The following is a 26,914-nucleotide window of genomic DNA, read 5'->3' as shown; positions in this document are numbered from 1 at the left end:
CCTGTCCGGTTATCCGTTCAGCTCAGCCGACTCCTCGTCGCTGAGCAACCGGGACCGGATCAGGAACCGCACTCCCTCCGGAGCCTCCAAGGAGAACCCGCTCCCCCGTCCCGGCACCACGTCGATCGTCAGGTGCGTATGCCGCCAGTACTCGAACTGCGGACCGGACATCCACACCGGCACCGCGTCGATGCCCTCCACCGTCAGGTCGCCCAGATGGACGTCGCGAGCTCCGACCCGGAATTCGCCGGCCGGGTAGCACATCGGGGCGCTGCCGTCGCAGCATCCGCCGGACTGGTGGAACATCACCGGTCCGTGGACTGGCACCAGCCGCCGCAGGAGGTCGGCGGCGGCTGGGGTCAGGTCCACCCGCTGCGGCATCAGAAGAAGCCCAGCGCCTGGTCGGAGTAGGAGACCAGCATGTTCTTCGTCTGCTGGTAGTGGTCCAGCATCATCTTGTGGTTCTCGCGGCCGATGCCGGACGCCTTGTAGCCGCCGAAGGCCGCGTGTGCCGGGTAGGCGTGGTAGTTGTTCACCCACACGCGGCCGGCCTGGATGTCGCGGCCCGCGCGGTAGGCGGTGTTGCCGTCGCGGGACCAGACGCCGGCACCGAGGCCGTACAGGGTGTCGTTGGCGATCTTCAGCGCGTCGTCGTAGTCGTCGAACTTCGCCACGGACACCACCGGGCCGAAGATCTCCTCCTGGAAGATGCGCATCTTGTTGTCGCCCTCGAACACCGTCGGCTGCACGTAGTAGCCGCCGGACAGGTCGCCGCCGAGGTCGGACTGCGCGCCGCCGGTCAGGACCTTCGCGCCCTCCTGCTTGCCGATGTCGATGTAGGACAGGATTTTCTCGAGCTGGTCGTTCGAGGCCTGCGCGCCGATCATCGTCTCGGTGTCGAGCGGGTTGCCCTGCTTGATCTTCTTCACGCGCTCGACCGCGTCACCGAGGAACCGGTCGTAGATGCCGGACTGGATCAGCGCGCGCGACGGGCAGGTGCAGACCTCGCCCTGGTTCAGCGCGAAGAGCGCGAAGCCCTCCTGCGCCTTGTCGTAGAACGCGTCGTTGGCCGCGGCGACGTCGTCGAAGAAGATGTTCGGGCTCTTGCCGCCCAGTTCGACCGTGACCGGGATGATGTTTTCGCTGGCGTACTGCAGGATCAGCCGCCCGGTGGTGGTCTCGCCGGTGAACGCGACCTTGCGCACGCGGTTGCTCGACGCGAGCGGTTTGCCCGCCTCGACGCCGAAGCCGTTGACGATGTTCAGCACGCCCGGCGGGATCAGGTCGCCGATGATCGACAGCAGCAGGTGGATCGACGCCGGGGTCTGCTCGGCGGGCTTCAGCACGATCGCGTTGCCCGCGGCCAGCGCCGGAGCGAGCTTCCAGACCGCCATCAGCAGCGGGAAGTTCCACGGGATGATCTGCGCGACGACGCCCAGCGGCTCGTGGAAGTGATAGGCGACGGTGTTGTCGTCGATCTGCGAGATGCCGCCTTCCTGGGCGCGCAGCGCGCCGGCGAAGTAGCGGAAGTGGTCGATCGCGAGCGGGATGTCCGCGGCGAGGGTCTCGCGGACCGGCTTGCCGTTCTCCCAGGACTCGGCGACCGCGATCTTCTCGAGGTTCTGCTCCATCCGATCGGCGATCTTGAGCAGAATGTTCGCGCGCTCCTCGGGCGAGGTGCGGCCCCACGCGGGCGCGGCGCCCTCGGCCGCGTCGAGCGCCCGGTCGATGTCGGCCGCCGTCCCGCGGGCGATCTCAGTGAAGGTCTTCCCGGTCACCGGGGTCGGGTTCTCGAAGTACTGCCCGCCGGCCGGCGCGACGTATTCGCCGCCGATGTAGTGGTCGTAGCGGGTCTCGTAGTCGACGACGGAGCCGTCGGTGTTCGGTGCGGCGTATACGGCCATCTTGCCCTGCCTCGTTGCTGGTCGGTGACGGTCGGCGGCGACCGTAGGCCGGGCAACGTTGCGCCGACGTTGCAGCCTTGTGACCAGGGTCTCTACTCTCGTTGACGTGGCAGAGGCGCCCGAACCCGACCTGTTGCGCGATCCGGAGTCGTACGCGCGGCTGCTCCGGCATGTCCGCGAGGCGGTGCTGTCCGGGTCCACCTCGCCGCGTTCGCCGCGCTCGGTGGTGTCGGCGTCGTGGGAACGCTCGCTGGCCGCGCGCGTCGACCCGGACGCCGGCGAGGCCCCGCTGATCTGCGAGGCGGACGAGCTCTCCGACCTGCGCGCGGAGCATCCGCTGGCCCCGGTGCTGCCGCTGTTGCGCGAGATGCTGGTGAGCATCGCCGACGACGCCGAGCACATGATGATCGTGACCGACGCGAACGGGCTCATCCTGTGGCGGGAGGGCGCGACCGGCGTGCTGCTGCGCGCCGACCAGGTCGCGCTCACCGAGGGCACGCGGTGGAGCGAAGAGGCGATCGGCACGAACGCGATGGGCACCACGCTCGCGACCGGGCAGCCGGTGCAGATCTACTCCGCCGAACACCTCGTCCGCCGCTATCACACGTGGACCTGCGCGGCGGCTCCCGTACGCGATCCGGACACCGGGGCGTTGCTCGGCTCGATCGACGTCAGCGGACCTCTGCGCACGGTGCATCCGGCGATGTTGTCGCTGGTCACGGCCACCGCGCAGCTCGCCGAGGGACGGCTGCGAGCCCAGCTGGCGGTCCGCGACGAGAAGGTGCGGCGGGCGAACATGCCGCACCTGGCGTCGTTGCGCGGACGCCCCGGCGCGCTCCTTTCGGCGGGCGGGCGGGTGCTGGCCGCCGAGGCGTGCACCCTTCCGTCCGCTGTGGAGGTACGGAAAGGCGGCGGCACCGTGACGCTCCCGGACGGCCGGATCGCCACCGTCGACCCGCTCGACGAGGGCTACCTGCTGCGGATCGCCACGTCCGGCTCCGCGACCCGGCGGAAGTTGTCGCTCGAGTACCTCACCGATGGCCCGGGATCGACCACTGTGGACGGTCGGGACATCCCGTTCACCCTGCGGCACGCCGAATTGCTGACCCTGCTTGCGCTTCAGCCGCGCGGTTTGTCGGCGGAGAAGCTGGCGCTGCAGCTGTACGGCGAGACCGGCAATCCGGTGACCGTGCGCGCCGAGATCCACCGGTTGCGCACCCAGCTCGGCACCGGGGTGCTGCAGACGCGCCCGTACCGCCTCGCGGCCACGGTGGACGCGGATTTCCTGCGCGCCAAAGCAGCTCTGCGCGCCGGGGACGCCGCGGCGGCGGTCCGGTCGTTCCAGGGCCCGCTGCTCGCGGAGTCGGAATCGCCCGCGATCCTGGAGGAACGCGAGTCGATCAGCGCGCAGGTCCGGCAGCTCGCGTTGAACAGCCGGGACGCGGACACGTTGTGGGCGTTCTGGGAAACCTCCTGTGGTGCCGATGATCTGGCGATCCTGGACGCGCTGGCCTCGGTGCTCGAACCGTCGGATCCGCGGTTGGCGGCGGTGCGGACGCATCGGGCCCGGCTGGGTTGATTCTTACCGTGCCACAGCAGTCTCCCTGATCGCCTCGTCCACCGGAGCCGGGTAATTCAGCTCCAAATACAACTCCCGCAACAACAAGCCGTCCATGTGCTGCACTGTCAGCCCCGGTTGCTTCCCGCTCAGCCCGTTGAGAAATCCGCCGAGCTTGAACGCACCGCGCACCGGCCAGGAGGGCATGGGCCGGACCCGGCGGGGTCGCCCCGCTGCTGCCGCCAGCCGGGCGAACATGTCCGTCCACTGGAGATTTTCCTCTGCTACCGGGACATCCGCGCCCGATGCTTGCTCCAGCGCGTCCACCGTCGCGACGCCGACGCCGCGCGCACTCGTCGCCGCGGTCCCGCCTGGCGGCGCGAAGAGCGGCGAGTTGGAACGGACCCACTTGACGATCGGCACCGACCACTGCGGCACCCGGTCCTCCGCAACGCCGAAGACAAACGGCACCTCGATCACCGCCACCGGCAACCCCGGCCCAGCCGTTTCGCGCGCGACGCGAGCCTGCTCCAGCCGACTGCGCACGTACGGATGCTTCGCGGCCAACCCCCACTCAGGATGTACGCGGTCAAAGTACGTGTAGTACGACCCAAGCACCGCCGCGCGCGTACAGCCTGCTTCGCGCGCCGCGCGCAACAACGCGGCGACAGGTGCGACATTGCCCGCGCGCAGCCGCGGCTCGACCGGTCCGCGTCCAACCGCGCGGTCGTCCATGCCGCCGGCGAAGACGACACCGTCGTGTCCGTCTAGCGCTTCGCGCAGCTCCGCGTGCGAAGCCTTCGAGACGTCGAGCGTCCGGTCGACGCCTGCACGTGCCGTACGCGCGACGGCGGTCGTCTCGTGCCCGCGGTTCCGCAGTTCGTCGAGCACATGCTGGCCCAGCAGACCGCTGCCGCCCACCACCAAGATCTTCATGGTCCGTTCCATTCGGGCTTGTCAGCCGCACTGCATCAAGCAGCGGGCAGCGTCGAACCGGCCTGCCTTCAAATCCTCGGGCCGGATGAGCCAGTACAACATTCCGACGTCGCCCCACATCATGTCGGTTTCCTCGGCGCTGTCGAACTGGGCGAGCAGCACCCAGCGGGCCGCTTCCTCTTTGTGCCGCGGATCTTCCCACCCGCCCTCGAGCACTTCCGCCGCGATCTCGTTCTCCACGGCACCCTGGACTGGTGCGGCAAGGCCACCGACCTGATGCCGCCGCGTGCCCTGGGCGACTTCCCACGTCATCTCCCCGAACACATCCGTGCCTGCCCGCCCAGGACCGAGGACCGTCTTGACCGCTTCGGCCAGGGACTCTCCGCTCGCGATCGTGGTGCGGTCCAGCAGGAAGTGCTCTCGTTCCGGGGCAGTGGCCACGATTTCCGCGAAAACGTCCCGGCGCGGGTACGGATCGAGGCCGGACGGGGGCGTTCGTTCGGCGACGGGAGTGCCTGCGGGCACGAAGAGCACTCGGTACCCGTCGGCATCGCGGGGCAGATCGTGCTGGTAGCGATCGGGGGTGTAGCGGCCGTCGAAGCAGAAGAACAACAGCGTTCCGGCCTCCGGCAGCGGGATGGTCACGAACTCGCGCGGCAGCGTCGCGCAGTCCACCGCGGCGACGAACGTCAGCGGCCCATGGTCCGCCCAGGCAGGCCATTCCACCGCTTCCGGCAACGCCGGGTTTCCGCCGAGCTGCCCCACCCGTGGACCGGTGCCGCGGGACACCAGCCGGATTCCGGGTTGAAACAGCTCGATCCATTTCGCCGCCACCTCAGCGGGCAGCCGATCCTGAGCGAGAGCGCTGAGTCGATCTTTCCATGCCGTCACTCCGTCATGATGGCGCGGCACACCGACAAAAACGCTCGAGCAGCTTGCCCGGCAGAGGTCTTCGCTGCCCCTGCCGGGCCCCGCGATCAGCGGAAGATCACGTCCGAGCAGGAGTAGAAGGCCTCGCCGGAATCGGGCCAATGGCGTTGCCAGATCGAGTAAATCAAGTGCCGGCCGGTGCGCCCGCCGGGGATGTTCGCCTGGAGCTGATAGGCGTTGCCCGCGATCGGCGGGTTGTCCTGCTTGTAGAACGGAGTGTCTTCCAGATCGGACCACTTGAGCGGTTTCGTCGGGTCGTAGCCCGGCTTGGTGACGTACAGCTCGAAGGTGCCCTCGTGCGCGGCGGTCAGCTGGTACTGGAAGGTGTACGGGCCGCTGCTCGGCAACGTGGTCGCCGGCCAGTCGTCGCGGGCGAGGTCGAGCCCCTTGTACTTGTCCCGGCCGGCGCTGCACAGCTTGCCGTCCGGAATGATCTCGCGGCTGCGGCCGCTGGCGTCGCCGATGTTGACCTCGTCCCAGTCGTAGATCGGCCAGCTGTCGCCGACCGCGATGGCGGCCTTGCACGCGGCGGACTGCGGATTCTCCGGACCCTCCTGGAAACACTGCATGATCCGGCTGATCGGGTTGCCCATCGAACCGTGCGCGAGGGCGGGAACGGCGGTGAACACCGAAACCGTCCCGAGCACGGCGGTCAGTATCCCGACTTTGACGGCGGAGCGGGAAAACTTCATCGCGGGTTCCTCTCATGAGAGGTCTAGACCAAACCCACGCTAAGGGCGCGACCGCAGCGCGCTGCAGACCCGAAAGTCGGGCGCCCCTGAGGTAGACACCGTCTACCTACTTTGATAGACAGTGTCTACAAGGTGAACCAGGGGTTACGGAGAGCGGAATGGGTTTCCACACGTTCGTCGCCGTCGGCGACAGCTGCGCGGAGGGGCTGGACGATCCCTACCCGGATCACAGCCGGTACCGCGGGTGGGCGGATTACGTCGCCGGGCGGCTCGCGCGCGACGAAACCGCGTTTCGCTACGCCAATCTTGCCGTTCGCGGGCGGCGGCTGGACCAGATCGCCGCGGAGCAGCTGCCCGCGGCCGAGCGGCACGAACCGGATCTGATCGCGTTGTTCGGCGGCGGCAATGACGTGATGAGCCGCGGCTGGGACGCTCGCACGGTCGCTCGGCGCGTCGACACCGCGATCCGGCAGTGCATCCAGATCGCGCCCACCGTCGTCACCTTCACCTTGAGCGACATCGCGCATCGCATGCCGCTCGGCGGGCGGATGCGACCGCGGGTCACCGCGCTCAACGACGCCATCCGCGAGGCTTCGGTGAGCTACGGCGCGAAGCTCGTCGACCTGTGGCCGGACCAGGCCGCGCACGATTCGCGCTACTTCGGGCCGGACCGGCTGCACCTGTCGCAGGCCGGACATCTGCGCGTCGCCGGGCACGTGCTCGACCGGCTCGGCGTCGCGCATGACGGCAGTTGGCTGGAGCCGCTTCCCGGCGCTCCGGCCCAGGGCAGTGCGATCGCCGACCTGCGCTGGCTGTGGCAGGAGGTGCTCCCGGTGGGGATTACGCGGCTGCGCAACCGGCTCACCGGCCGGTCCCCTGGCGACGGCTTCCTGCCGAAGCGTCCGGAGCTGCTGCCGGTGGCCTTCTCCGAAGCTCAGGTATGAGCGCGCGACAGCGGTTGATCCGCACCGCAGCGGATCTGCTCGTCGGCTCCGGCGTCGAGGCCGTGACGTTGCGCGGTATCGCGAAGGCGGCAGGCGTGTCGCACGGTGCGCCGCTTCGCCACTTCTCGGGACGCGCGGAGTTGCTGTCCGCCGTAGCGACGCTTGGCTTCACACAGCTGCTCCATCGCGGCGCACAGTTGCCCGAGGGCACCCCGCGCGAACGCGTCACGGCCGCCTGTCACGCGTACGTCGACTTCGCGGTAGCGAACCCCGCCATGTTCGAGCTGATGTTCCGTCGCGACCTCATCGACCCGGAGGAGCCAGGGCTGGTCGCGGCCAGCAGCGCCGTCTTCGACACCTTCGCCGAGTTAGTGCGGCTCGACCGCGCCGAAGCGGACGACGATCGACTGCGTCCGGGTACGGATCCTCGGCTGGTCGCGGCGTCGCTGTGGGCCGCGTTGCACGGTCTCGCGCAGCTGTGGTTGTGGGGTGGGCTGGCCGGAGCCAGCTTCGCGCCTTCGCCGGAATCGGCGTTGGCGGTGACGCTCGACGCGTATCTGGGGTGAAGCTCAGCGGAGAGCCCGGAATCCTCCCCACCCCTGGCTCTCCGCCGAACAGCGGGAATGGATGACCATTCAAAAACGACCGTAACCGCTCGATCACGTCCGCGGAATCCGCCCTTCGCCGCAGCCTCGGGTAAACCCTGGCGGTAGGCGGCCTGCCGCGATCGCGGTACGGAATTGGGAAACCGCCGGTCAGGCAGGTAGTTTCGGGCGCGTGATGCGGATCCTGCGGGCGCGGCCGCTGTGCACGGATTCGCTGCTGGCAGCCGCGGTCGGACTATTCCTGTTTGCCGGAGCGGCGGTCCACCACGGCTCCCTCGGCGACCGGCCGGGGCTGTTCGGGCTGCTGCTCGCCGCGGCGGGCGCGGTGCCGCTGGTGGTCCGCCGGCGCTACCCGATCACCGTGCTGCTCGCGGTGACCCTGCTGGTCGGCGCGTTCGCGCTGGCCGGGTACCGCGCGACGCTCGGCCGTCCTGACCTGCTGATCGCCGCGTACACGGTGTGGGCGCGCTATCCGGTCCGGCAAGCCTGGCCGCCGTCGCTGTTCGCGGTGGCCGGGTTCGAAGTCACGATGCTCGTCGGCGACAGTTCGAACCCGATCGGCGACACGGTGATCGCGGTGCTGCAAGCGTCCGCGACCGTCCTTATTGGACACTCGGTCTACCTCCGCGGGCTCGCCCTGCACGCAACCGCGGAACGGGCCGACCGCGCCGAACTGGCGGTCGTCGAGGAGCGGCTGCGCATCGCCCGCGAGCTGCACGACGTTGTCTCGCACCATCTGTCGGTGATCTCCGTGCAGGCCAACCTCGCGCGGTACGTCTTCGAGTCCGCGCCGGACACCGCTCGCGGCGCGCTCGACACGATCACCGGCACGACCACCGAGGCGCTGGACGAACTCCGCCGCCTGCTCAGCGTGCTGCGGCCGCCGCACCACGAGCCGGGCGAATACCGTCCACAGCCGGGTCTCGAAGAGCTTCCCTCGCTGGTCAGCCGGGTCCGCGAGGCCGGGCTGACCGTGCGGATGCGGGTCGCCGGAACGCCGCGGACGTTGCCGTCGGGGCAGCAGCTGTGCGCGTACCGGGTCGCGCAGGAAGCGCTGACGAACGTCCTGAAGCACACGCCGGAATCTTTCGCGACGCTGGACGTCGAGTACCTGTCCGACGCACTGCGGCTGAGCGTCGCCGACTCCGGCGGCGGACCGCGCACCGACGGCAATCCCGCCGGTCACGGCCTCGTCGGCATGCGGGAGCGGGCGCGTATGTACGGTGGCGAGATCGAAATCGGGCCTCGCGAACCGGCGGGGTTCGAGGTGGTGCTGACCCTCCCGTACTCGGACCGGACCGGCGGAGAACCGAAGTGACCAGTGTGCTCGTGGTGGACGACCAGGATCTCGTCCGCGCCGGGCTCGTCGCGCTGCTCAACGCCGCGCCGGGCGTCGAGGTCGTCGGCGAGGCGCGCGACGGGATCGAGGCCGTGCACGAGGCGGCGCGGCTGCGGCCCGAGGTGATCCTGATGGACATCCGGCTGCCCGGTCTCGACGGCGTGTCGGCCACCGCCCGCATCCTCGCCGGGCCGGACCACCCGCGCGTACTGATCCTGACCGTCTTCGACCTCGACGAATACGTGTACCGCGCGCTGCGGGCCGGCGCGGCCGGATTCCTGCTCAAGGACAGCCCGCCGGAGACGCTGATCTCCGGCATCCAGGCGGTGGCGCGCGGGGACATGCTGTTCGGCCCGACGATCACGCGGCGGCTGGTCGAGGCTTACACGAGCGCGCCGCCCGCGGAGCCCGCGCCGGAACTGAGCGGGCTGACCGAACGCGAACGGGAGGTGCTCCGGCTGGTCGGCACGGGGATGCCGAACGCGGAGATCGCGGCCCGGCTGCTGGTCAGCGAGGCGACGGTGAAGACGCACCTCAACCGGCTGATGCCCAAACTCGGCATCTCCAGCCGGGCGCAGGCGGTCGTCGTCGCTTACGAAACCGGATTGGTCCGGCCAGGGCGGTAGCCGAATTCGCGGCGCAGCACGCGTTCTCCCCGGCTTTCGTCCCTCCAATGTGGACAGTAATCCTCGGCTGACAGCCGCGACCAGGCCGTTCGGACCCGAGCCGACCACGGCTGCGACGAACCGGGCGCCCAGTGTCACTCCCGAACATCTGATCGAATATTGTCGTACCCCACGCCTACCGTGCACCCCATGCCGGTCCGCACGGGCCGCGCCTGCTGGAGAGGGGGGTCATGCCCGACCACGACACGTTGCTGGAGCGCGTGCGGAAGCTGCTGGCCAAGGCCGAGGACCCGGCCGTCACGCCCGCCGAAGCCGAGCTGTACAACACCAAAGCGGCGCAGCTGATCGCGCGGCACGGGATCGACAACGCGATGCTCGCCGCGTCCGGGCAAAGCGGCGACGACATCACGGTGCTGAAGCTGCCGATCTCCAATCCGTACAGCCGTGACAAAGCCAGCCTGCTCACCAGCATCGCGTACCCGTTGCGCTGCCGGACCTTGCTGCACCGGGTCGGCCAAGGGGTCGAAGAGGTCACCGTGTTCGGCTTCCGCACCGACCTCGCGCGGGTCGAGCTGCTGTTCACCAGCCTGTTGCTGCAGGCGAGCACGCAGCTCACGCGGGTGCGGCCGGAGGAACGGGTGTTCCGCGAATCGCTGGCGGCGTACCGGCGGACGTGGCTGCACGGTTTCGCGCGCGCGGTGCACGAACGGCTGACCGCGGCGGAAGAAAACGCCGCGCGGACGTACTCCGATGTCGCCGGCGGGAAGTCGGCGGAACTGGTGGTGCGGGACCGGACGGCGCTGGTGCAGCAGGCCTTCGACCGCGAGTACGGCGACCTGCGCTCGGCGGCCCCGCGACGGTTGTCGGGGTCCGGATACCGGGAGGGGCACCGGGCCGGGACCCGGGCGAATCTCGACCCGGCGGCGCTGGGAAGGCGGCGGTCAGCGCTTCCGGTGCGCTGACCTGGAGGGCGTCGTGCTCCGCATCGAAGACCTCGCCGCCCGGCCGGAGCTGCGCGTTCCCGCGCTCCAGCTGGGATTCGTCGGCGGGGAGTTCCTCGGCCAGGGCCTCACCGCCGGGCTGGCGAGCTCGAGGCGGATCGCCCCGGAGTTCTTCCTGGTCCTCCTCGACGACGACGTACCGGTAGCGCGAGCGGCGGCGATTCCCGTCGCCTTCCCCACCCCAGAGCGAACTGAACTGCCCGACCACGGCTGGGACGGTGCTCTCGTCTGGGCCGCCGAAGACCACCTCGACGGACGGGCACCCACCACGCTGGTCGCACTGGAGGTGTACGTCGCGGAATCCGCGCGCGGGCAAGGGATCGCCGCGCAAGCGCTCGTGGAGTTGCAGAACCGGGCGCGCCGGGCTGGGCTTTCCCGGCTGGTCGTGCCGGTGCGGCCCACCGGAAAACCGCCGTTGGAGTCCATTGTGGACTATCTCGGCCGGGGCACCGATCCCTGGCTGCGCAGTCACGAGCGGCTGGGCGGGAAGTTCCGGAAGATCGCACCGTTCGCGATGACCGTCACCGGCACGCTCGCGCAGTGGGCGCAGTGGACCGGCATCCGGCTCGAAGACGGACACACCGTCGTGCCCGGCGGAATCGCCCCGGTACTGGCGTCGACGGAACAGGATCTGGGCGTGTACGTCGAACCGAACGTCTGGTACGAGCACCCGCTCTGACTACTCCTGCTCCCAGCCAGGCAGCCAAACCCCGTCCCCTGGTTCCTGCCCGGTCACCAGGTGATCGCGCAGCTTCCGCACGTCCGGATGCGCGGGCTCGCGCCGCCACAGCAGCGACATCGGGTACACCGGCGTCGGGTCGACCACCAGCACGCGGCGGAGGTCGTACTCGTCCGGCCAGAAGTAGCGCGAGCCAGCGCCCACGAACGTCGCCAGGTCCGGCGAGGTCGCCAGTTCGTCCAGCATCGTTTCGTTGCCGAAGACCGGGCCGGACACGTCGATGGTCAGGCCGAACGCCTCGGCCAGCTCCGCGTAGTACGCGCCCCATTCCATGCTCGCCGACAGCCCCGGCATCCAGATCCGATGGCCGACGAGTTTCGCGATCGGCACCGACGGCAGGTCGGCGAACGGGTGGTGCGGGCCGACCAGCAGCTCGTGCGCGTCGTAGTCCACCACCCCGCTCGTCACGCCGCCCGGCAGGTCGCGCTTCGGCACCCCGCGGAACGCCGCGTCGACCGAACCAGCCGCGACCGCAGCGACGGCGGCGTCAAAGCTCAACTCGGCGCCGGTGGTCACGATCTCCAGCTCCACCTCCGGGAACGCCCGGTGGAAGCTCAGCGCCAGCTGCGCCGACTTGGTCCGCCGGTTCAGCACGTCCACCCGCAACGGCCGCTGCTCCGGACGCACCGCGGCGAGTGCGCTTTTCTCGGCGTCGAGCAGCACCCGGGCGTGTGGCAGGAACGCCTCGCCGTCGGTGCTCAACCGGGCCCCGCGCGCGGTGCGGGTGAACAACTGCACCCCTAGTTCGCGTTCCAGCGCGCCGACGCGTTTGGACACTGCTTGCTGCGTGATCCCCAGCTCCGCGGCCGCTTCCTGGAACTGCCCTCCGTCCACGACGGCGACGAAGGTCCGCACGAATTCCAGCTCCACGGGCCAATCCTAAGCGCTCGCGCCGCCCGCCGCGGCGGGTTGCCTCGACCCCGCTACTTGTCTGAGGAGTTGTGGTACGCTCCGCCTCGATGTTCACGCGCTTCCTTCTCCTTCGCCGCCACGGCGGGGCCTGACCGGACCGGCCCCCCGCCGTGGGGCAAGCACGCGCGCCGGTCGGCTCCCGACCACTTGAAGGACCGCAGATGAACACCGTTTGGAACCGGCAGCGACCCTCTCGCATGCCGTCGTACCGCTACCGCGACGTCTACCAGCGCGTCGACGTCCCCAACACCGGCCGCGCCTGGCCCGGCAACCGGATCACCCAAGCCCCGCTCTGGGTGCCGGTCGACCTGCGCGACGGCAACCAGGCGCTGGCCGAACCGATGGACCCGGCGCGCAAACGCCGGTTCTTCGAACTGATGATCAGCATGGGGTACAAGGAAATCGAGGTCGGCTACCCGTCCGCGTCGCAGACCGACTACGACTTCGTCCGGCTGCTCGCGGACACCGATCTGGCCCCGGAAGACGTCACCATCGTCGTGTTCACCCCGGCGCGGCGCGACCTGATCGAGCGCACCGTCGAGTCCGTCCGCGGCATCCGCAACGACGTCGTGATCCACCTGTACACCGCCACCGCGCCGACCTGGCGCACAGTGGTCCTCGGCCACGACCGAGCGTCGCTGAAAGAACTGATCCTCGACGGCGCCCGCGACGTTCTGCGCGCGGCCGGCGACCGGCCGAACATCCGCTTCGAGTTCTCCCCCGAGGTCTTCAACCTCACCGAACCCGACTACGTCCTGGAAGTCTGCGACGCGGTCACCGAAACCTGGCAGGCGAGCCCGGACCGTCCGGTGATCCTGAACCTGCCGGCGACCGTCGAGATCGCGACGCCCAACGTGTACGCCGACCAGATCGAGTACATGCACCGCAACCTCGCGCGCCGCGATTCGGTGATCCTGTCCGTGCACCCGCACAACGACCGCGGCACCGGCGTCGCCTGCGCCGAACTCGCCGTGCTGGCCGGGGCCGAGCGCGTCGAGGGCTGCATTTTCGGCAATGGCGAGCGCACCGGGAACGTCGACTTGGCGACGCTCGCGCTGAACCTGCACGCACAGGGCGTCGACCCGATGATCGACTTCTCGGACATCGACGAGATCCGCCGCACCGTCGAGTACTGCAACCGGATCGAGGTCCACGCGCGGCATCCGTACGTCGGCGACCTCGTGCACACCGCGTTCAGCGGCACCCATCAGGACGCGATCAAGAAGGGCTTCGCCGAACATCACGCACGCGCCGCGGAAACCGGCGTGCCCGCCCGCGATCTGGACTGGCGCGTCCCGTACCTGCCGATCGACCCCGCCGACCTCGGCCGCGACTACGCCGCCGTGATCCGGGTGAACTCGCAGTCCGGCAAGGGCGGAATCGCCTATCTGCTGGAAAACGAGTACGGCATCACGCTGCCGCGGCGGCTGCAGATCGACTTCGCGCGCCGCGTCCAAGGCCACACCGACGGCTCCGGACACGAGGTGACCGCGACCGAACTGTGGCAGCTCTTCGAAGCCGCCTACCTGCAGCCGAACCCGACGATCACGTTGTCCCGCTTCGAAAACTCAGCCGACGAGCACACCAGCATCACTCTGCGCGTCGACGGGATCGAGCACACCAGCACGCACACCGGAACCGGGCCGGTCGAAGCGCTCACCGCGGCGCTCGGCGAGCACGGGCGGAAGGTGGACATCGTGGCCCTGCACCAGACGAGCATCGGCTCCGGCAACGACAGCGAAGCGTTGACTCTGCTGGAATATCGCACTGACAGCGGTACACAATGGACAGCCGGGCGCGACCGTTCGGTGCTCGCGGCCAGCCTCACCGCAGTGGTGAACGCGGCATAAGCCCAGCGGTGCGAGCTCGACCTGCGCTCGCACCGCCTCAGCCGTTACCGCGAAGAAAGGCCAGCACCGCCAGCACTCGACGGTTCCCGTCGTCCGTCGGCGGGAGGTCGAGTTTCGACAGGATGCTTCCGACGTGCTTGCCCACCGCGGCGTCGGACACCACCAGCCGCCGGGCGATCGACGCGTTCGAGTGCCCCTCGGCGATCAGCGACAGGACCTCCCTTTCCCGCGCCGACAGCCGGGCGAGCGGGTCGGCCCGGCGGCGCAGCAACTGGCGCACCACCTGCGGATCCACCGCCGTTCCGCCGTCGACGACCTGGCGCAGCGTCGCGACGAATTCCTCGACGTCGACCACCCGGTCCTTCAGCAGGTAGCCGACCCCGCGCCCCTCGGCGGAGTCGAGCAGCTCGGCCGCGTGGTGGTGTTCGACGTATTGGCTCAGCACCACCACAGCCAGCTCCGGCCGCGTGCGCCGCAGCTCGACCGCGGCGCGCAGGCCCTCGTCGGAATGGCCGGGCGGCATCCGGATGTCGGTGAGCACCAGATCCGGTCCGTGCTCGCGCACCGCGGCGTGCAACCCCTCGGCATCACCGACCGCGGCGACGACCTCGAAACCGAACCGCTCCAGCAACCCGCACAATCCCTCGCGCAGCAGCACCTCGTCTTCGGCGAGGACGACCCGCATCGGCTCTCCCCTCAGCACGGCAGCTCCACTCGCACGACGGTCGGCCCGCCGACCGGACTGCGCACCCACATCCGGCCGCCCAGCACGGCGACCCGGTCGCTCAAGCCGGTGATCCCCGTGCCGCGCGACGGCTCAGCACCGCCCGCTCCGTTGTCCCATACCTCAATGGTAAGCACCCGACCGACAATTCCGGCGGTCACCGAGGCGCAACTGGCCGCGGAGTGCTTGGCGACATTGGTCAGCGACTCGGCCACCACGAAGTACGCCGTGGACTCCACCGACTCCGGCAACCGCACCGGCACCGCCACGTCCACGGTGACCGGCACCGCGCATCCGTCGGCGAGCTCCTCCAACGCGGCGGGCAAGCCGAGTTCAGCGAGCGCACGCGGATGGATTCCGTTGATCAGCTCGCGCAACTCGACCATCAGCTTCTTGGCCTGGTCATGCGCGTCCGACACCGCCTTCGCCGCCGCGGAATCCGGTGGCAGATCGACCTTCGCGAGCCCGAGCTGCAGGCTCAGCCCGACCAGCCGCTGCTGCGCGCCGTCGTGCAGATCGCGTTCGATGCGTTTGCGTTCCGCGTCGAACGCCGACAGCAGCCGCGTGCGGGATTGCGACACCTCGGTCAGCTCGCCGCGGAGCTTCTCGGCTGCCCCGTCGGTGAGCAGCGAACGCGCCAGCATCGCGTGCAGGCCAGCGAACCCGGAGAGCAGATAGCCGGACAGAACGAGCAGCACCACCCCAGCCAACGCGTACGGCACCGCACCGCCCGGGGTGGAAACCTCAGTGAAGCCAACGGAAATCGTATCGTTCTCGTTGACGAGCAGCGGACTCGCCACCAGAACGGCCGCGAACAACGCGACCATGCCAGCCACCGAGTACAGCGCGGGAATCGCGGTGCACAACAGCACCGCGTACCCGAGTTCACGCCACGCCGCCGGTTCGGTGTAGCGCGTCCGCATTCGGGGCCACCAGCCCGGTTCACTGATCGGTCCAAAGGGGACTGTGACCGGGTTGAGGTCGACCATGCGCAACCGCTGCCTTTCGACCCCGGCAACCACCGCTGCCCACGCCGGGCCCGCGCTCAGGAACAGCAGCATGCCGAACACCGAGAACGCCGCGACCAGCCCCAGATCGGAGGTCTGTCCTTGCACGACCCGGCTGACCAGCACCGCGAGCGGAAGCAGGCAGAACCCGAACGGAAGACCGAACAGCAGCGTCATCGGGCCGGTGCTGAGCCCGTACAGCAGCGCCCGCCACGGCCAGGAGGAGATCAGGAATGTCCGATGCGACAAAGCATCCAGCACAGTACGCGGTTTCGCGGTTGTCGAGACGGTAGCCACGAGATCCAGATTAGCCAGCGCGCTGCCCGGTTTCGATCAGCTTGCCCGTAGTCTCGGAGGTAGGGCTAGGCATACCCGGCACGCGGTCCTGACCTTGACTTCAAGTTAAGTTGAAGTTCTACCTTCGGCGTCGTGACCGAGACGACTGACGCCGGAGTGCGGCGCCCACCGAGATCTCTGCTGGCGACGTTGCTCGGCGTCAGCACCATGACCATCATGGCCAGTGCCACGATCACACCCGCGTTGCCAGGCATGCAGCAGCACTTCGCCGCGGAACCGCACGCGGAACTTCTCGTCCGGCTGGTGCTGACGTTGCCGGGGCTGGCGATCATGGTCTCCGCGCCGTTGCTCGCCAAGCTGAGCGGCCGGACCGGACGTGTGCCGCTGCTGCTCGCCTGCCTCGCCCTGTACACCGTCGGCGGCGGGTCCGGTCTGCTGCTGGACTCGCTCCCCGCACTGCTCGTCGGACGGGCCGTGCTCGGCATCGGCATCGCCGGGATCATGACCACGTCCACCGCGTTGATCGCCGACCATCACGACCCCGAGGAACACGGCCGCGTGCTCGGATTGCAAGGCGCGGCAATGGGTTTCGGCGGCGTCGTCGCGCTGCTGCTCGGCGGCTTGCTGGCCGCGCTTGACTGGCGCGGTCCGTTCGCCATCTACCTGCTCGCGATTCCGATGCTGGTGCTCGTGCTGCGATTCGTGCCGGACGCGCCCGTCCAGCCGACCGATCCGGCGGACACCACCACGGCCGCGTCGCCGTGGCAGCCAAGGTTGCTCGGGTTGTACGCGTTGATCTTCATCGGCGTCGTGGTCTTCTACACCGTTCCGACACAGGCACCGTTCTGGCTGGCCGAAGTCGGCGGCGCCGGACCGGCAGTCGCGGGAGCCTTGATCGCCGCGGTCAATCTGGTGATGACCTTGGTGGGCCTGAACTTCCGCCGGCTGCGGGCCCGTTGGTCCTTCCCCGCGCTGGCCATCGCGATGTTCGCCGCGTTCGCCGTCGGGCTGGTCGTCCTCGGTACCGCGAGTGCATTGTGGACAGCCGCGCTGGGCATGGTCGTGGTCGGACTTGGCATTGGGCTGCAGAACCCGACCGTGAACGGCTGGCTGGTCTCCACCGCCTCCCCTGGGGTGCGAACCAGGGCGCTGGGGTTGCTGACCTCCGCGTTGTTCCTCGGCCAATTCTCGTCGCCGCTGATCGCGCAGCCGGTGATCGACGCCGTCGGGATGGGGACGACGTTCGTCCTGGCTGGAGCGTTAGCCGCGGCCGTCGGGATTGTCGTGGCTGTCATCCATCGGCGATGACACGTAGTCGACGACCTGCGCGTGCGTCGCGAACCAAACCCCGTCGTGCGAAGCGATGTGCTCCAGCAGCTCGGTGAGAATCGTGATGCGGGAACGATGTCCGATGATGTGCGGGTGCATGGTGAGTTGGAAAAGGCCGCCCTCGGCCAAGGCTAGGTCGAACTCGTCACGCCAGATCGGCAGCACTTCCCGCGGCGGGGTGTACGGACGCTGCGAGCCGAAGCGGTTCATCGTGAAGTACGGCGCGTCGTCGCGGATCCATTCCACCGGAAGCTCGACGATGCCAGTCGGTTCGCCGTCGGCGAGGATCTCGTAGCAGCCGTTGTCCGCCATCAACGAGGAGTCGTAGGCGAGGCCCAGTTCGCGGATGATCGCGAGGGAACTTTCGGAGAAGTCCCAGGACGGCGTGCGGATGCCGACCGGACGCGTGCCGGTGAGCCGCTCCAGCGTGTCGGCGGCCCGGAAGGTGAGGTCACGTTCAGCGGTGGGCGGCAGTTGGGCGTTGCTTTCGTGGATCCAGCCGTGCAACGCGACTTCGTGCCCAGCATCCACATAGGACTGTGCCTCGCCGTCGTGCAGCAACGCCGACACCGCGGGCATGAAGAACGTCGACGGCACCCCGAACCGCTCAAGCAGCTTCAACACCCGCGGCACGCCGACCCGCGAGCCGTACTCGCCTTGCGAGAGCTTGCCCGGCAGCACGTGGCCGTCGCGCAACGAGATCGTCTCGTGGTCGGAGTCGAACGACAACGCCACGGCCACTCGCGCCCCGCCCGGCCAGGAGTCCGGCCGCAGCGGCCGCCCGGCACGCACGCGCTCGACGTGACCCCGCCAGGTTTGCTCGCTCCACTGCCACGGTTCCGTCATGCTTCCTCCCCCTGCGCCGCGAGGCTTCATCGTATCGCTGTGCCACGATGAGGCACATGCACGACGAAGAGCCCGAGAAGCCAGCCAGCGGGGTCCGGACGATGAACAGCGTCCTCAGCACGCTGCGAGTCTTCGAGGAAGTCGCCCAGCGACAGCCCATCGGCGTCTCGGAGCTGGCGCGGTGCACGGAGATCCCGAAGAGCACCGTGCAGCGCGGGCTGATCACGCTTCAGCAGGCAGGATGGCTGAAAGTCGTGGACGCCGAACGCTCGCGCTGGGGTGTCGCGCCGCGCGTGCTGGCGCTCGGTCTGCGCGACTGCGGGAAGCCGGACCTCAAGGAGCTGGCCGACCCGGTCGTCAAACGGCTCGCCGCGGAGACGAACGAGACCGTCATGCTGGCCGAACGCGACGGCGACAACCTCGTCGTCATCGCCACTCAGCACACCGACCAGGTCGTGCGGGTCGTGCTGGATGTCGGCACGCGTGTCCCGCTGCTGGCCACCTCCGGCGGCACGGCGATCATGGCGCGGCTCGACGAATCCGAGGTCGAGGAGCTGTTCACCCACGAACTTCCCGAGTTCGCCCAGAACCCGGCACCGGATTTCGTCGCCCTCCGCCGCGACATCGCCTTGACCGCGAAACGCGGGTACGCGCTCAACGGGTCCTCGTCGTGGTACCGCCCGCAGGTGTCGTCGATTGGCGCGGCCATCACGGACCCGGCCGGACGGCCAGTGGCGACGATCACCCTCGCGATTCCCGACACGCGCTACTCCCGCGCCCAGGAGAAGACCTTCGCGCCGCTGGTCGTGGCCGCGGCGGCCGAGGTCAGCCGCCTGCTCGCCGAAAGCTGACACGGAGCGTGCCGCATTGCGGAATGATGCGTACCGTGTTGTGGCATGAGTGAGTTCCCGGAGACGACCCCGTTGCGCTTGCGCGACGTCATCTTCCGCAACCGCGTCTGGATGTCCCCGATGGCGCAGTACGCGGCGGGCCCGGACGGGCTGCCGACCGAATGGCATCTGGCGCACTACGGCCCCCGCGCGATCGGCGGCGTCGGGCTGGTCATGGTCGAGGCCACCGCGATCAGCCCAGGCAACCGGTGCACCGCGGCCGACCTCGGGCTTTGGAACGAGGAACAGGCGCTCGCGCACCGGAAGCTGACCTCGTTCGTCGCCGGCCACGGCGCGGTGCCCGCGGTGCAGCTGAACGCCGTCGGCCGCAAGGGATCGCACCAGGTCCCGTGGGTCGGTGACGGGCAGAACGGACCGGTGCCGGTCGCCGACGGCGGCTGGGAGCTGATCGCGCCGTCGGCGATCCCGTTCGGCGACCTGGCGATGCCCCGCCCGGCGACCGCGGCTGACCTGGACCAGGTCGTCGAGGACTTCGCGCACGCGACCCGGATGGCCGAGCTGGCCGGTTACCAGGCTGTCGAAATCCACGCCTCGCACGGCTATCTGCTGCACCAGTTCCTGTCGCCGCTGTCCAATCAGCGCACCGACGAGTACGGCGGAAGCCCGCGGAACCGGATGCGCTTCCCGCTGCGCGTGGCCCGCGCCGTGCGGGAGGCGTTCCCGCAGGAAAAACCGGTGTTCGTCCGCATCACCGCCACCGACTGGGTCGAGGACAGCATCGCGCTCGACGACGCCGCGGCGTTCGCCAAGGAACTGGCGGCGATCGGGATCGACCTGCTCGACGTGACCTCCGGCGTGCTCGTGCGCGATCGAGGCGCCCGGCCGCCGAACCGGGAAGGCGTGAACGTCGAGTTCGCCGCCGCGCTCAAGGAAGCGTCCGGGCTGGCGGTCGCGCCGGTCGGACAGATCACGGACTTGGCGGCCGCGGGCCGGATCATCCGCGAGGGCAAGGCCGATGCCGTGCTGATGGGGCGATCACTGCTGCGCGACCCGTACCTCGCCCTGCGCAACCAGCCCAAAGACGCCTGGCCCGTCCGCTACCACCGCGCTTTCTGAGGGACTACCCGTGAATCACGAAACCACCCGCCCCGACGGCACGAGAATCCATTACACCGCAACCGGTTCTGCCGACGGACCCGCACTGACGCTCATCCACGGCTGGGGCTGCGACCGCGGGGATTTCGACACGATCGTCAAACACCTCCCGCCCGAGGTCCGCGTGCTGGCCGTCGATCTCGCGGAACACGGCGACTCACGGTCGTCTCGCGACACTTGGACCATCGAGGAATTTGCTCGCGACGTAGCCGCCGTACTGGCCGCCGAGTCGGTCGAATCCACTGTCGTAGCCGGGCATTCGCTTGGCGGAGCGGTCGCGGTCGAGACCGCCCGGCTGCTTCCGGACACGATCACCCGGGTGATCGCGCTCGATGCGTTGCACTACTTGGGCTTGTTCCCCGCGCAGAGCGAGGAGGACGCCCAAGCGTTGCTGCAGCCGTTCCGCGAGGACTTCACCGGAGCGATGCGAGGAATGGTCGAAGCCGGTTCGCCAGAAGGCACCGATCCGTCCTTAGTGGACTCGTATATCAACAAGATGGGCTCCGTACGTCAGCCCGCCGGTCTGCACGCGCTCGAAGGCCTCGCACGCTGGGACATGGACGCGGCGCTGCGCGAGATCGCCCAGCCGGTCGTGCTGTTCGCCGTGCGCTCGATCATCGCCAAGGAGGCGATCGACCGCTACAGCGACCGGATCCGGATCGAACTGGTCGACCTCGGCAGCCACCACTTCCCCGTCGAATCCCCGGCGGAAACCGCCAAGATCCTGGCCGACGAACTCTAGGCCCGTCGCCCGCCATCGACGGACAACGTCGTCCCGGTGATGTACGACGCGGCGTCCGAACAAAGCCAGACCACGGCCGCGGCGGCTTCTTCGGGAGTCGCCAGCCTGCCGAGCGGAGTGATCGCTTCCTGCCGGGCGATCATGCCGGGGTCGCCAGCCCACTTGTCGAACCCCGGCGTCCGCGTCGGCCCCGGGCACACCGCGTTGACGCGAATGCCGTCCGCCGCGTAGTCGACCGCCGCGACCTTGGTCAGGCCCACAATCCCGTGCTTCGACGCGACGTAAGCCGGCGCGTTCGGGATCGCGTACAACCCGCCGTTGGACGCGACGTTCACGATCGCGCCGCCCTTCAGGTGCGGCAGTTCGTACTTCATGCAGAGAAAGGTCCCGGACAGATTCACCTGCACGACGCGCTCGAACTCGGCGAGCGTCAACTGGTCAACGCGTTTGTGCGACGACAACCCGGCGTTGTTCACCGCGAAGTCGAGCCCGCCGTACGCCTCGACCGTCTGCTTCACCGCGGCCTGCACTGAAGACTCGTCGCCGATGTCGACCTGGACAGCCAGCGCTTCCCCGCCGTCCTTCTTGATCAACTCGACGGTTTCCGCCGCGGCCGCCGCGTCGATGTCCAGGACGGCCACCGCTGCCCCGGTGCGCGCGAACTCGATCGCCGCCGCGCGGCCGATCCCGCTGCCCGCCCCGGTGACGAGCCCGCGTCGCCGGCTCACGACAGCGACTCGTGGTTCGCCCAGGCCACGCGATACGAATGCCGCGCCTGCCACTTCTCGATCACCTCGTGCAGCTCAGGTGCGGTGAAGCTCTTGGCCAGCGTGCCGAGGTCGGCGAGGGTGACCTGGACGATCGCCGTCGCGATCAGCGCCGGGATGGCGTCTTCCCCGGGGATCGGCAGGTGGCGGCGAGTTTCGACCGACTCGGCGAACCCGGTCGCCAGCATGGCCTGTTTGATATCGCTGAGGTACTGATCCAGCTCGCCATCGGGTAGCGGCTGGTCGAACGAAACAATCATCGTGTGCGTGATCATGCTTCAAGTTTTGCCCCGGTTCCGCCCGGACGTCCAAGACCGATTCGCTATTTGGCGATAACCTGGAGGCATGGCTGAACTGGAGACGCGCGAACTCGAGTACTTCCTGGCAGTCGCCAGCGAGCTGCACTTCGGCCGGGCCGCGGTACGGCTGTCGATCGCCCAGCCGGCGCTCTCGAAGGCGATCCAACGCATCGAAACCCGGCTCGGCGTGCAGTTGTTCGCCCGCTCGAGCCGCCACGTCGAACTGACCGCGGCCGGCGAGGCGCTCCAGGAACACGGACGGCACGCGCTCAACGCGGTCAGCGCCGCCGCCCGCAACGCCCGCCGCGCCGGCGAAAGCCACCTGCGCCTGGTGCTCAAACCGGGCGGCGACGCCGGACTGCTGTCCGGAATCCTCGCCGAATACTCCCACCATCCCGACGCCCACCAGGTCGACATCCTCTTCAGCGGCCCCGCCGACCGCGCCGACTTCCTCCTCAGCGGCCGCGCGGACGTCGGCCTCCTGTTCGTCCCGTTCGACGACCTGACCGGGCTTGCCCACGAAACCCTCCACGCCGAGGATCGCGTCGCCATCGTCCCCAGCACACACCGGCTGGCTCAGCAGCCGTCGGTCCGGCTGTCCGATTTGGACGGAGAAACGCTGCCGTCGTGGAAGGGCGTGCCCGGCGTCGAGGGAACCGGCCCGGAGGTGGCTGACGTGGTCCAGTTGCTGCACCTCATCTCGCTGGAACGGATGGTCGGCGTACTGCCGCGGTCGCTGGTCGACCAGGTCCCGCCGGGCGTGGTCTGCGTGCCGATCGCGGACGCTCCGCCCAGTCAGCTGGTGCTCGCGTGGAACGAGCAGGACCGGCGGCCGCAGGTGGCTTCGTTCGTGAACGCGGCGCTGGATTCGGTCCGTTGACCCGCGGTTGAAGACCAGGCGCGCCGCCCTGAACACCGCAGCCCCCACGACCGCGGGTGCGGGGACGGCTGCCTGCCCGGTCACCCGCACCACGCTAGGGCGGCCGAACCGGCGAAACATCCGTCCGCGGTCGATCGCGGGTAGCCGTTGGTCTAATTGCGTTCAATCCCGCGGCCAGGAGTGTCATGCTGGCTGGCGTGGAGGACATCATCGCAGCGGTCGGACCCCGGCTCCGCCACTTCCGGCGGCAACGCAACCGCACCCTGGACGAACTGTCGAACGCGACCGGCATCTCGATCAGCACCCTCTCCCGTCTCGAATCCGGCCAGCGCAAGGCCACCCTCGAACTGCTGCTGCCCATCGCCCGGGCGCACCGGGTCCCGCTGGACGAACTGGTCGGCACCGCCCCGCTGCAGCCGGTCACTCGCAGCGACCGGACCGTCGTGCCGCTCACCCAGCAGCCCGGGCAGTTCCAGTCGCTCAAGATGATCTTCGACGCCGCCCAGTGCGAACCCGATCCGCGCACGCATCCCGGCCACGAGTGGTTCTGCGTGCTCAGCGGCAAGGGCAGGCTCGTTCTCGGCGACCACGACGTCGTCCTCAAAGCAGGCGAGGTCGCCGAATTCGACACCCGGATCCCGCATTGGTTCGGCAGCACCGGCGAGGGCCCGGTCGAAATCCTCAGCATGTTCGGCAAGCAGGGGGAGCGCATCCGCGTCCGCGCCAAGACCCGCTGATTGCTCCACTTGGCGGTATAACCCCGGGCGTAGGGGAAAACCTATGCCCGCACTGAGCTGCGTTTATCGGAACACACCGTCGAAAGTCGGTGCCTAGCACCAAAAATTCCGACTTAACATCCGTGTCCCGCGGACGGACACCCTTTTCCCTCCGCGCGTTTCCTTCGCTCACGACGAGGAGATGCATCGATGCGGAAACTCTTTGCCCTGCTCACTTCCGCCCTGGCGGCCGCGGCCGTCGTCGCCGGCAGCCCGCCGGTTTCCGCGGCACCGGGCAGCGGGGTGGTGCCCGGGCTGACCGGGGCCGCCGCGAAAGCCGCCGCCGGGACCGCCGCGGACAAATTCCTCAAGCTGCGCCGCGAAAAAGCCGGCCGCTCCGTCAAACCGCGGATCGACGCGCAGCAGCACACTTTCTGGGGTCCCGAACCGCAATTGTCCAGCGGCGCGGACGGAATTCTCGTCACACACAGTGTCGTCCCGGACCTGCGACTCTCGAACAGCGCGGACGTCGTCTACGCCCCGACGGTCAAGCCCACCGGCCATTCCTGCATCGAGGTCGTCACGGCGTACGGACTCGACCAAGGCGGTCAGGTCTGGGCTTGGGACTGGTGCGGGACGGTCGGCCCGGCCAAGGTCGTCCCGCTGGACAGCTCGTTCCTTTCCAATTACACGTCCACAGTGGACGGACACCCGGCGTTCACCGTCCAGGAAGTCCAGGCCGACGCGAGCGCCAACAGCTGGACGGCGTCGCTCTACAACGTGAAGACCGGCAAGTGGGACGACCTGTTCTCGCAAAGCGGCAGCGACCAGAGCACCCTCAACGAGGGCTGGGACATCTTCGAGCTGTACTCGACCGTCGACCCGTCGACCGGCCAGGCTTACTACTGTTCGGACGCCAAGGGCAAGGTCTTCGAATCCAGCCAGTTGCAGTTGCGCATCGGCGGCCAGTGGACCCCGGCGACGGAGTCGAACTCGCCGTTGCAGCCGACCGCCAACCCGAACCCCAGCGACTACAGTTGTTCGTCGCTGAACTTCGAGGTGCCGACGCCGAACAGCAACTGGCGCGTCACCGTCTAGGCCCCGGCCGGCAGGAGTGCGTGCCACCAGCGGTCGAACGCGGCACTGCACCCCTGCCGGTTGGCGTAATCACGGGCCACCTTCTGAGATATCTCGCCGGCCCGGTCCGCGACCGCCGTGCCTGCCCGGTAACACAACCGCAGCTCCTGCCACAGCGGCGCGTCCTCGATCGCCCGCACGACGATCCCGTCCTGCCGGTCCTCCCGAGTCGCCAACGCCGGCGCGACCGCCATGCCCTCGCGCACCAGATCCAGCAAAGTAGCCAGACACTGCGGCCGGTGCGGCTGATCGAGCACGACCCCGCGTTGTCGGCAGACCTCCTGTAAGTACGCCGACCACCGGGTCGTCCACGGCGGATCGTCCGCCCAGGGATACCCGGCGAGCTCCGCCAGCGGGATCTCCGCGCGGGAAGCCAGCGGATGCGCTTCGGCCAGAATCACGAAAACCGGCTCCCGCGCCTGCACGACGACACTCTCGACGCCGTCCGGAACGATCCGATCCGGAAGCGGCGCAAGGTAAACCAATGCGAGATCGAGGTCCCCGTCCGCGAGCGCCGCCAACGTCCGAGCCTCGTCCTGCTCCTCGTGCACCCGGACCGCGGGACACCACGGCTGATCCCGCAACCACCTCGCCAACGCGAGATGCAGAAACCCGCTGTACCCGCCGAGGCGAACCGCCCCAGCCGCTTCCCGCCGCGCCCCAGCCCGCTCGGTCAACGCCGACATCCCCGCCAGCACCGCCCGCGCGTCCGCGACGACGTCCTCCCCGAGCGCGGTCGGCACGCATCCCGTCGGCGAGCGCGCGAACAAACTCCCGCCGACCGACCGTTCGACCCGCCGCAGCAACCCGGACAACGCCGGTTGAGAAACGTGCAACGCCTTGGCCGCGCGAACGAGACTGTGCGCGTCGGCGATGGCCACGAGCGCGCGCAGGTGGCGCAGTTCCAGCTCCATGACTCCTCCGGCCGCAACCCCTCTCGCCTGGCCACTGTAACGCCGAAGATCGTGGGGAATTACCGACGCGAGTCGGTACTCAGTCGCTCCCGGCGCAGCGCGTACAGCGCGATGCCGAGGCCAATCACGGTGAGGACCGCGGCCAGCAGATAAATCGACTGCGGCGCACGGGCGATCACCTGCCCGCCCAGCAGCCCCGCGACCGCGGCGGCCAGCTGGAACCCGGACGCGTTGACCGCTACCGCCAACGTCGGAACGCTGCTGCCCGCGGCGATCACCCGCGCCTGCATTCCCGGGACGATCCCGAAGGCAAGCATTCCGAGCACGAACACCAACCCGATCATCACCGGTTTGACCGGGCTGCCCAGCCACGCCGCCGCCAGCGCCACCACTAGCGCGGCGAGCATCCAGGCCAGCGACGGCAGCAGTGCCCGGTCCGCCCACCGCCCGCCGAGGTAGTTGCCCGCGACCGCGCCGATTCCGTAAAGAACCAGCAGCACCGGAAGCAGCTCGCTGCTGAATCCACTGACGTCGGTGAGCAATGGCGCGATATACGTAAAAACGGTCACCACGCCCACGTTGCCGAGCACGGTCAGGCCGATCGCCTGCCAGACGTTGCGATCAGCCAGTACCCGCAACTCCCCGCGCACCGACCCGGTCGCGGGCTGGGCCGGAACGAACCGCAGCACGAGCAACAACGCGATCCCGCTGACCACGGCCACCGCCCCGAACGTCGCCCGCCAGCCAAGATGATGGCCGAGAACCGTGCCGAGCGGACTGCCCGCGACGATGCCCAGGTTCAGCCCCATGGTCACCTTTGCGATGGTCGAAACCGCCTTTCCCGGCGGAGCCATCGACACGACAGTCGCGATCGCGACCGCGAAGAACGTCGCCACCACCAGCCCGGCGACGAACCGCGACACCACCGCGAGCGCGTAGCCCGGAGCGAGCGCCGACCCGAGATTGCCGGCCATGGACACCACGATCAGCCCGGCGATGAGCGGTTTGCGCGCGACCCGCGCGGTAGCCAACGTGACCAGCGGCCCGCCGACGATCATCCCGATCGCGTAGGCGGTGACGAGCAGCCCGGCCGACCCGACCGAGACCGACAACCCGGCGGCGACGTCGGGCAGGATGCCGGCGATCACGAACTCGCCGGTGGTGAGGCTGAAGACAACGAGCAGCAAGGAAAACACCGAGAGCGGCACGGCACC

Annotated in this window: 28 protein-coding genes; 15 read left to right on the top strand and 13 right to left on the bottom strand. The window is 69.0% G+C overall.

The window, feature by feature from the left end; genetic code table 11:
• Positions 1-9: 9 nt before the first annotated feature.
• Entirely contained in the window at positions 10-381 is a 372-nt protein-coding gene (locus PUT80_RS01120; RefSeq protein WP_037811174.1) for a DUF779 domain-containing protein, read from the bottom strand.
• Positions 381-1,904, bottom strand: a complete 1,524-nt coding sequence (gene adh / locus PUT80_RS01115; protein WP_037811172.1) for an aldehyde dehydrogenase — start codon at positions 1,902-1,904, stop codon at positions 381-383. The genes PUT80_RS01120 and adh overlap by 1 nt, the downstream gene beginning before the upstream one ends.
• 106 nt (positions 1,905-2,010) lie before the next feature.
• Between adh and PUT80_RS01110 the strand changes: the two genes are divergently transcribed.
• Positions 2,011-3,483 carry a helix-turn-helix domain-containing protein gene (locus tag PUT80_RS01110; protein ID WP_275290778.1) on the top strand — a complete coding sequence of 491 codons (1,473 nt, stop codon included), beginning with the start codon at positions 2,011-2,013 and terminating at the stop codon, positions 3,481-3,483.
• A 3-nt stretch (positions 3,484-3,486) separates the two neighbouring features.
• On the opposite strand, the gene PUT80_RS01105 is transcribed toward PUT80_RS01110, so the two are convergent.
• From PUT80_RS01105 to PUT80_RS01095, 3 genes are all read right to left on the bottom strand, one after another.
• Positions 3,487-4,398, bottom strand: a complete 912-nt coding sequence (locus tag PUT80_RS01105; RefSeq protein WP_275290777.1) for an NAD(P)H-binding protein — start codon at positions 4,396-4,398, stop codon at positions 3,487-3,489.
• Between the two features lie 21 nt (positions 4,399-4,419).
• Positions 4,420-5,289: a YwqG family protein gene (locus PUT80_RS01100; protein WP_275290776.1), complete on the bottom strand. Its 870-nt coding sequence runs from the start codon at positions 5,287-5,289 to the stop codon at positions 4,420-4,422.
• 86 nt (positions 5,290-5,375) lie between these two features.
• Positions 5,376-6,020: a lytic polysaccharide monooxygenase gene (locus PUT80_RS01095; RefSeq protein ID WP_037811170.1), complete on the bottom strand. Its 645-nt coding sequence runs from the start codon at positions 6,018-6,020 to the stop codon at positions 5,376-5,378.
• A 158-nt stretch (positions 6,021-6,178) separates the two neighbouring features.
• Here PUT80_RS01095 and PUT80_RS01090 point away from each other — a divergent pair, with 158 nt between their 5' ends.
• From PUT80_RS01090 to PUT80_RS01065, 6 genes are all read left to right on the top strand, one after another.
• Entirely contained in the window at positions 6,179-6,964 is a 786-nt protein-coding gene (locus tag PUT80_RS01090; RefSeq protein WP_275290775.1) for an SGNH/GDSL hydrolase family protein, read from the top strand.
• Complete coding sequence (locus PUT80_RS01085; protein WP_275290774.1) at positions 6,961-7,530, top strand: TetR/AcrR family transcriptional regulator; 570 nt, start codon at positions 6,961-6,963, stop codon at positions 7,528-7,530. The genes PUT80_RS01090 and PUT80_RS01085 overlap by 4 nt, the downstream gene beginning before the upstream one ends.
• A gap of 214 nt (positions 7,531-7,744) precedes the next feature.
• Positions 7,745-8,887 carry a sensor histidine kinase gene (locus PUT80_RS01080; protein WP_275291090.1) on the top strand — a complete coding sequence of 381 codons (1,143 nt, stop codon included), beginning with the start codon at positions 7,745-7,747 and terminating at the stop codon, positions 8,885-8,887.
• A complete protein-coding gene (locus PUT80_RS01075; RefSeq protein WP_134665115.1) occupies positions 8,884-9,534 on the top strand; it encodes a response regulator transcription factor in 651 nt (216 codons plus the stop codon). The genes PUT80_RS01080 and PUT80_RS01075 overlap by 4 nt, the downstream gene beginning before the upstream one ends.
• A 230-nt stretch (positions 9,535-9,764) precedes the next feature.
• Positions 9,765-10,496 (top strand): DUF2786 domain-containing protein, encoded by a 732-nt coding sequence (locus tag PUT80_RS01070; RefSeq protein ID WP_037811165.1) that lies wholly within the window; start codon positions 9,765-9,767, stop codon positions 10,494-10,496.
• A 13-nt stretch (positions 10,497-10,509) separates the two neighbouring features.
• Entirely contained in the window at positions 10,510-11,214 is a 705-nt protein-coding gene (locus PUT80_RS01065; protein ID WP_275290773.1) for a GNAT family N-acetyltransferase, read from the top strand.
• Here PUT80_RS01065 and PUT80_RS01060 read toward each other — a convergent pair whose 3' ends face one another.
• Complete coding sequence (locus PUT80_RS01060) at positions 11,215-12,144, bottom strand: LysR family transcriptional regulator (RefSeq protein ID WP_275290772.1); 930 nt, start codon at positions 12,142-12,144, stop codon at positions 11,215-11,217.
• 203 nt (positions 12,145-12,347) lie between these two features.
• On the opposite strand from PUT80_RS01060, the gene PUT80_RS01055 reads away from it, so the two are divergent.
• A complete protein-coding gene (locus PUT80_RS01055; RefSeq protein ID WP_275290771.1) occupies positions 12,348-14,036 on the top strand; it encodes a 2-isopropylmalate synthase in 1,689 nt (562 codons plus the stop codon).
• A 37-nt stretch (positions 14,037-14,073) separates the two neighbouring features.
• On the opposite strand, the gene PUT80_RS01050 is transcribed toward PUT80_RS01055, so the two are convergent.
• Positions 14,074-14,721, bottom strand: a complete 648-nt coding sequence (locus PUT80_RS01050; RefSeq protein ID WP_043832501.1) for a response regulator transcription factor — start codon at positions 14,719-14,721, stop codon at positions 14,074-14,076.
• 11 nt (positions 14,722-14,732) lie between these two features.
• The gene (locus PUT80_RS01045; protein WP_275290770.1) at positions 14,733-16,064 is read right to left on the bottom strand and encodes a sensor histidine kinase; all 1,332 of its coding nucleotides are present in this window, start codon (positions 16,062-16,064) and stop codon (positions 14,733-14,735) included.
• A 132-nt stretch (positions 16,065-16,196) separates the two neighbouring features.
• On the opposite strand from PUT80_RS01045, the gene PUT80_RS01040 reads away from it, so the two are divergent.
• Positions 16,197-17,372, top strand: coding sequence for an MFS transporter (locus PUT80_RS01040; protein ID WP_275290769.1), 1,176 nt, complete (start codon positions 16,197-16,199; stop codon positions 17,370-17,372).
• Here PUT80_RS01040 and PUT80_RS01035 read toward each other — a convergent pair.
• On the bottom strand, positions 17,325-18,239 hold the full coding sequence (locus tag PUT80_RS01035; RefSeq protein WP_275290768.1) for a polysaccharide deacetylase: 915 nt from the start codon (positions 18,237-18,239) through the stop codon (positions 17,325-17,327). The genes PUT80_RS01040 and PUT80_RS01035 overlap by 48 nt on opposite strands.
• A gap of 56 nt (positions 18,240-18,295) precedes the next feature.
• Here PUT80_RS01035 and PUT80_RS01030 point away from each other — a divergent pair, with 56 nt between their 5' ends.
• Genes PUT80_RS01030 through PUT80_RS01020 form a run of 3 tightly spaced genes read left to right on the top strand, consistent with a single transcriptional unit; the run spans position 18,296 to position 20,987 of the window.
• Positions 18,296-19,090, top strand: coding sequence for an IclR family transcriptional regulator (locus tag PUT80_RS01030; RefSeq protein ID WP_275290767.1), 795 nt, complete (start codon positions 18,296-18,298; stop codon positions 19,088-19,090).
• 45 nt (positions 19,091-19,135) lie between these two features.
• The gene (locus tag PUT80_RS01025; RefSeq protein ID WP_275290766.1) at positions 19,136-20,206 is read left to right on the top strand and encodes an NADH:flavin oxidoreductase/NADH oxidase; all 1,071 of its coding nucleotides are present in this window, start codon (positions 19,136-19,138) and stop codon (positions 20,204-20,206) included.
• 10 nt (positions 20,207-20,216) lie between these two features.
• Positions 20,217-20,987: an alpha/beta hydrolase gene (locus PUT80_RS01020; RefSeq protein ID WP_275290765.1), complete on the top strand. Its 771-nt coding sequence runs from the start codon at positions 20,217-20,219 to the stop codon at positions 20,985-20,987.
• Here PUT80_RS01020 and PUT80_RS01015 read toward each other — a convergent pair.
• Entirely contained in the window at positions 20,984-21,715 is a 732-nt protein-coding gene (locus PUT80_RS01015) for an SDR family oxidoreductase (protein ID WP_275290764.1), read from the bottom strand. The two genes, PUT80_RS01020 and PUT80_RS01015, sit on opposite strands and share 4 nt — an antisense overlap.
• A complete protein-coding gene (locus PUT80_RS01010) occupies positions 21,712-22,029 on the bottom strand; it encodes a hypothetical protein (RefSeq protein WP_275290763.1) in 318 nt (105 codons plus the stop codon). Before PUT80_RS01010 ends, PUT80_RS01015 begins: the two co-directional genes overlap by 4 nt.
• 70 nt (positions 22,030-22,099) lie before the next feature.
• Here PUT80_RS01010 and PUT80_RS01005 point away from each other — a divergent pair, with 70 nt between their 5' ends.
• From PUT80_RS01005 to PUT80_RS00995, 3 genes are all read left to right on the top strand, one after another.
• Positions 22,100-22,933, top strand: a complete 834-nt coding sequence (locus PUT80_RS01005; RefSeq protein ID WP_037811154.1) for a LysR family transcriptional regulator — start codon at positions 22,100-22,102, stop codon at positions 22,931-22,933.
• A 197-nt stretch (positions 22,934-23,130) separates the two neighbouring features.
• Positions 23,131-23,670, top strand: coding sequence for a helix-turn-helix transcriptional regulator (locus PUT80_RS01000; protein WP_205670053.1), 540 nt, complete (start codon positions 23,131-23,133; stop codon positions 23,668-23,670).
• Between the two features lie 189 nt (positions 23,671-23,859).
• On the top strand, positions 23,860-24,747 hold the full coding sequence (locus PUT80_RS00995; RefSeq protein ID WP_275290762.1) for a carbohydrate-binding protein: 888 nt from the start codon (positions 23,860-23,862) through the stop codon (positions 24,745-24,747).
• On the opposite strand, the gene PUT80_RS00990 is transcribed toward PUT80_RS00995, so the two are convergent.
• Both PUT80_RS00990 and PUT80_RS00985 read right to left on the bottom strand, forming a co-directional pair.
• Positions 24,744-25,700, bottom strand: a complete 957-nt coding sequence (locus PUT80_RS00990; protein ID WP_275290761.1) for a LysR family transcriptional regulator — start codon at positions 25,698-25,700, stop codon at positions 24,744-24,746. The two genes, PUT80_RS00995 and PUT80_RS00990, sit on opposite strands and share 4 nt — an antisense overlap.
• A 59-nt stretch (positions 25,701-25,759) precedes the next feature.
• On the bottom strand, positions 25,760-26,908 hold the full coding sequence (locus PUT80_RS00985; RefSeq protein WP_275290760.1) for an MFS transporter: 1,149 nt from the start codon (positions 26,906-26,908) through the stop codon (positions 25,760-25,762).
• Between the last annotated feature and the right edge of the window lie 6 nt (positions 26,909-26,914).

This window comes from Amycolatopsis sp. La24 (assembly GCF_029087445.1).
Lineage (GTDB): Bacteria > Actinomycetota > Actinomycetes > Mycobacteriales > Pseudonocardiaceae > Amycolatopsis > Amycolatopsis nivea.
Note: the sequence above shows the minus strand (reverse complement) of the source record. Positions and strands in the feature narration are given on the sequence as shown.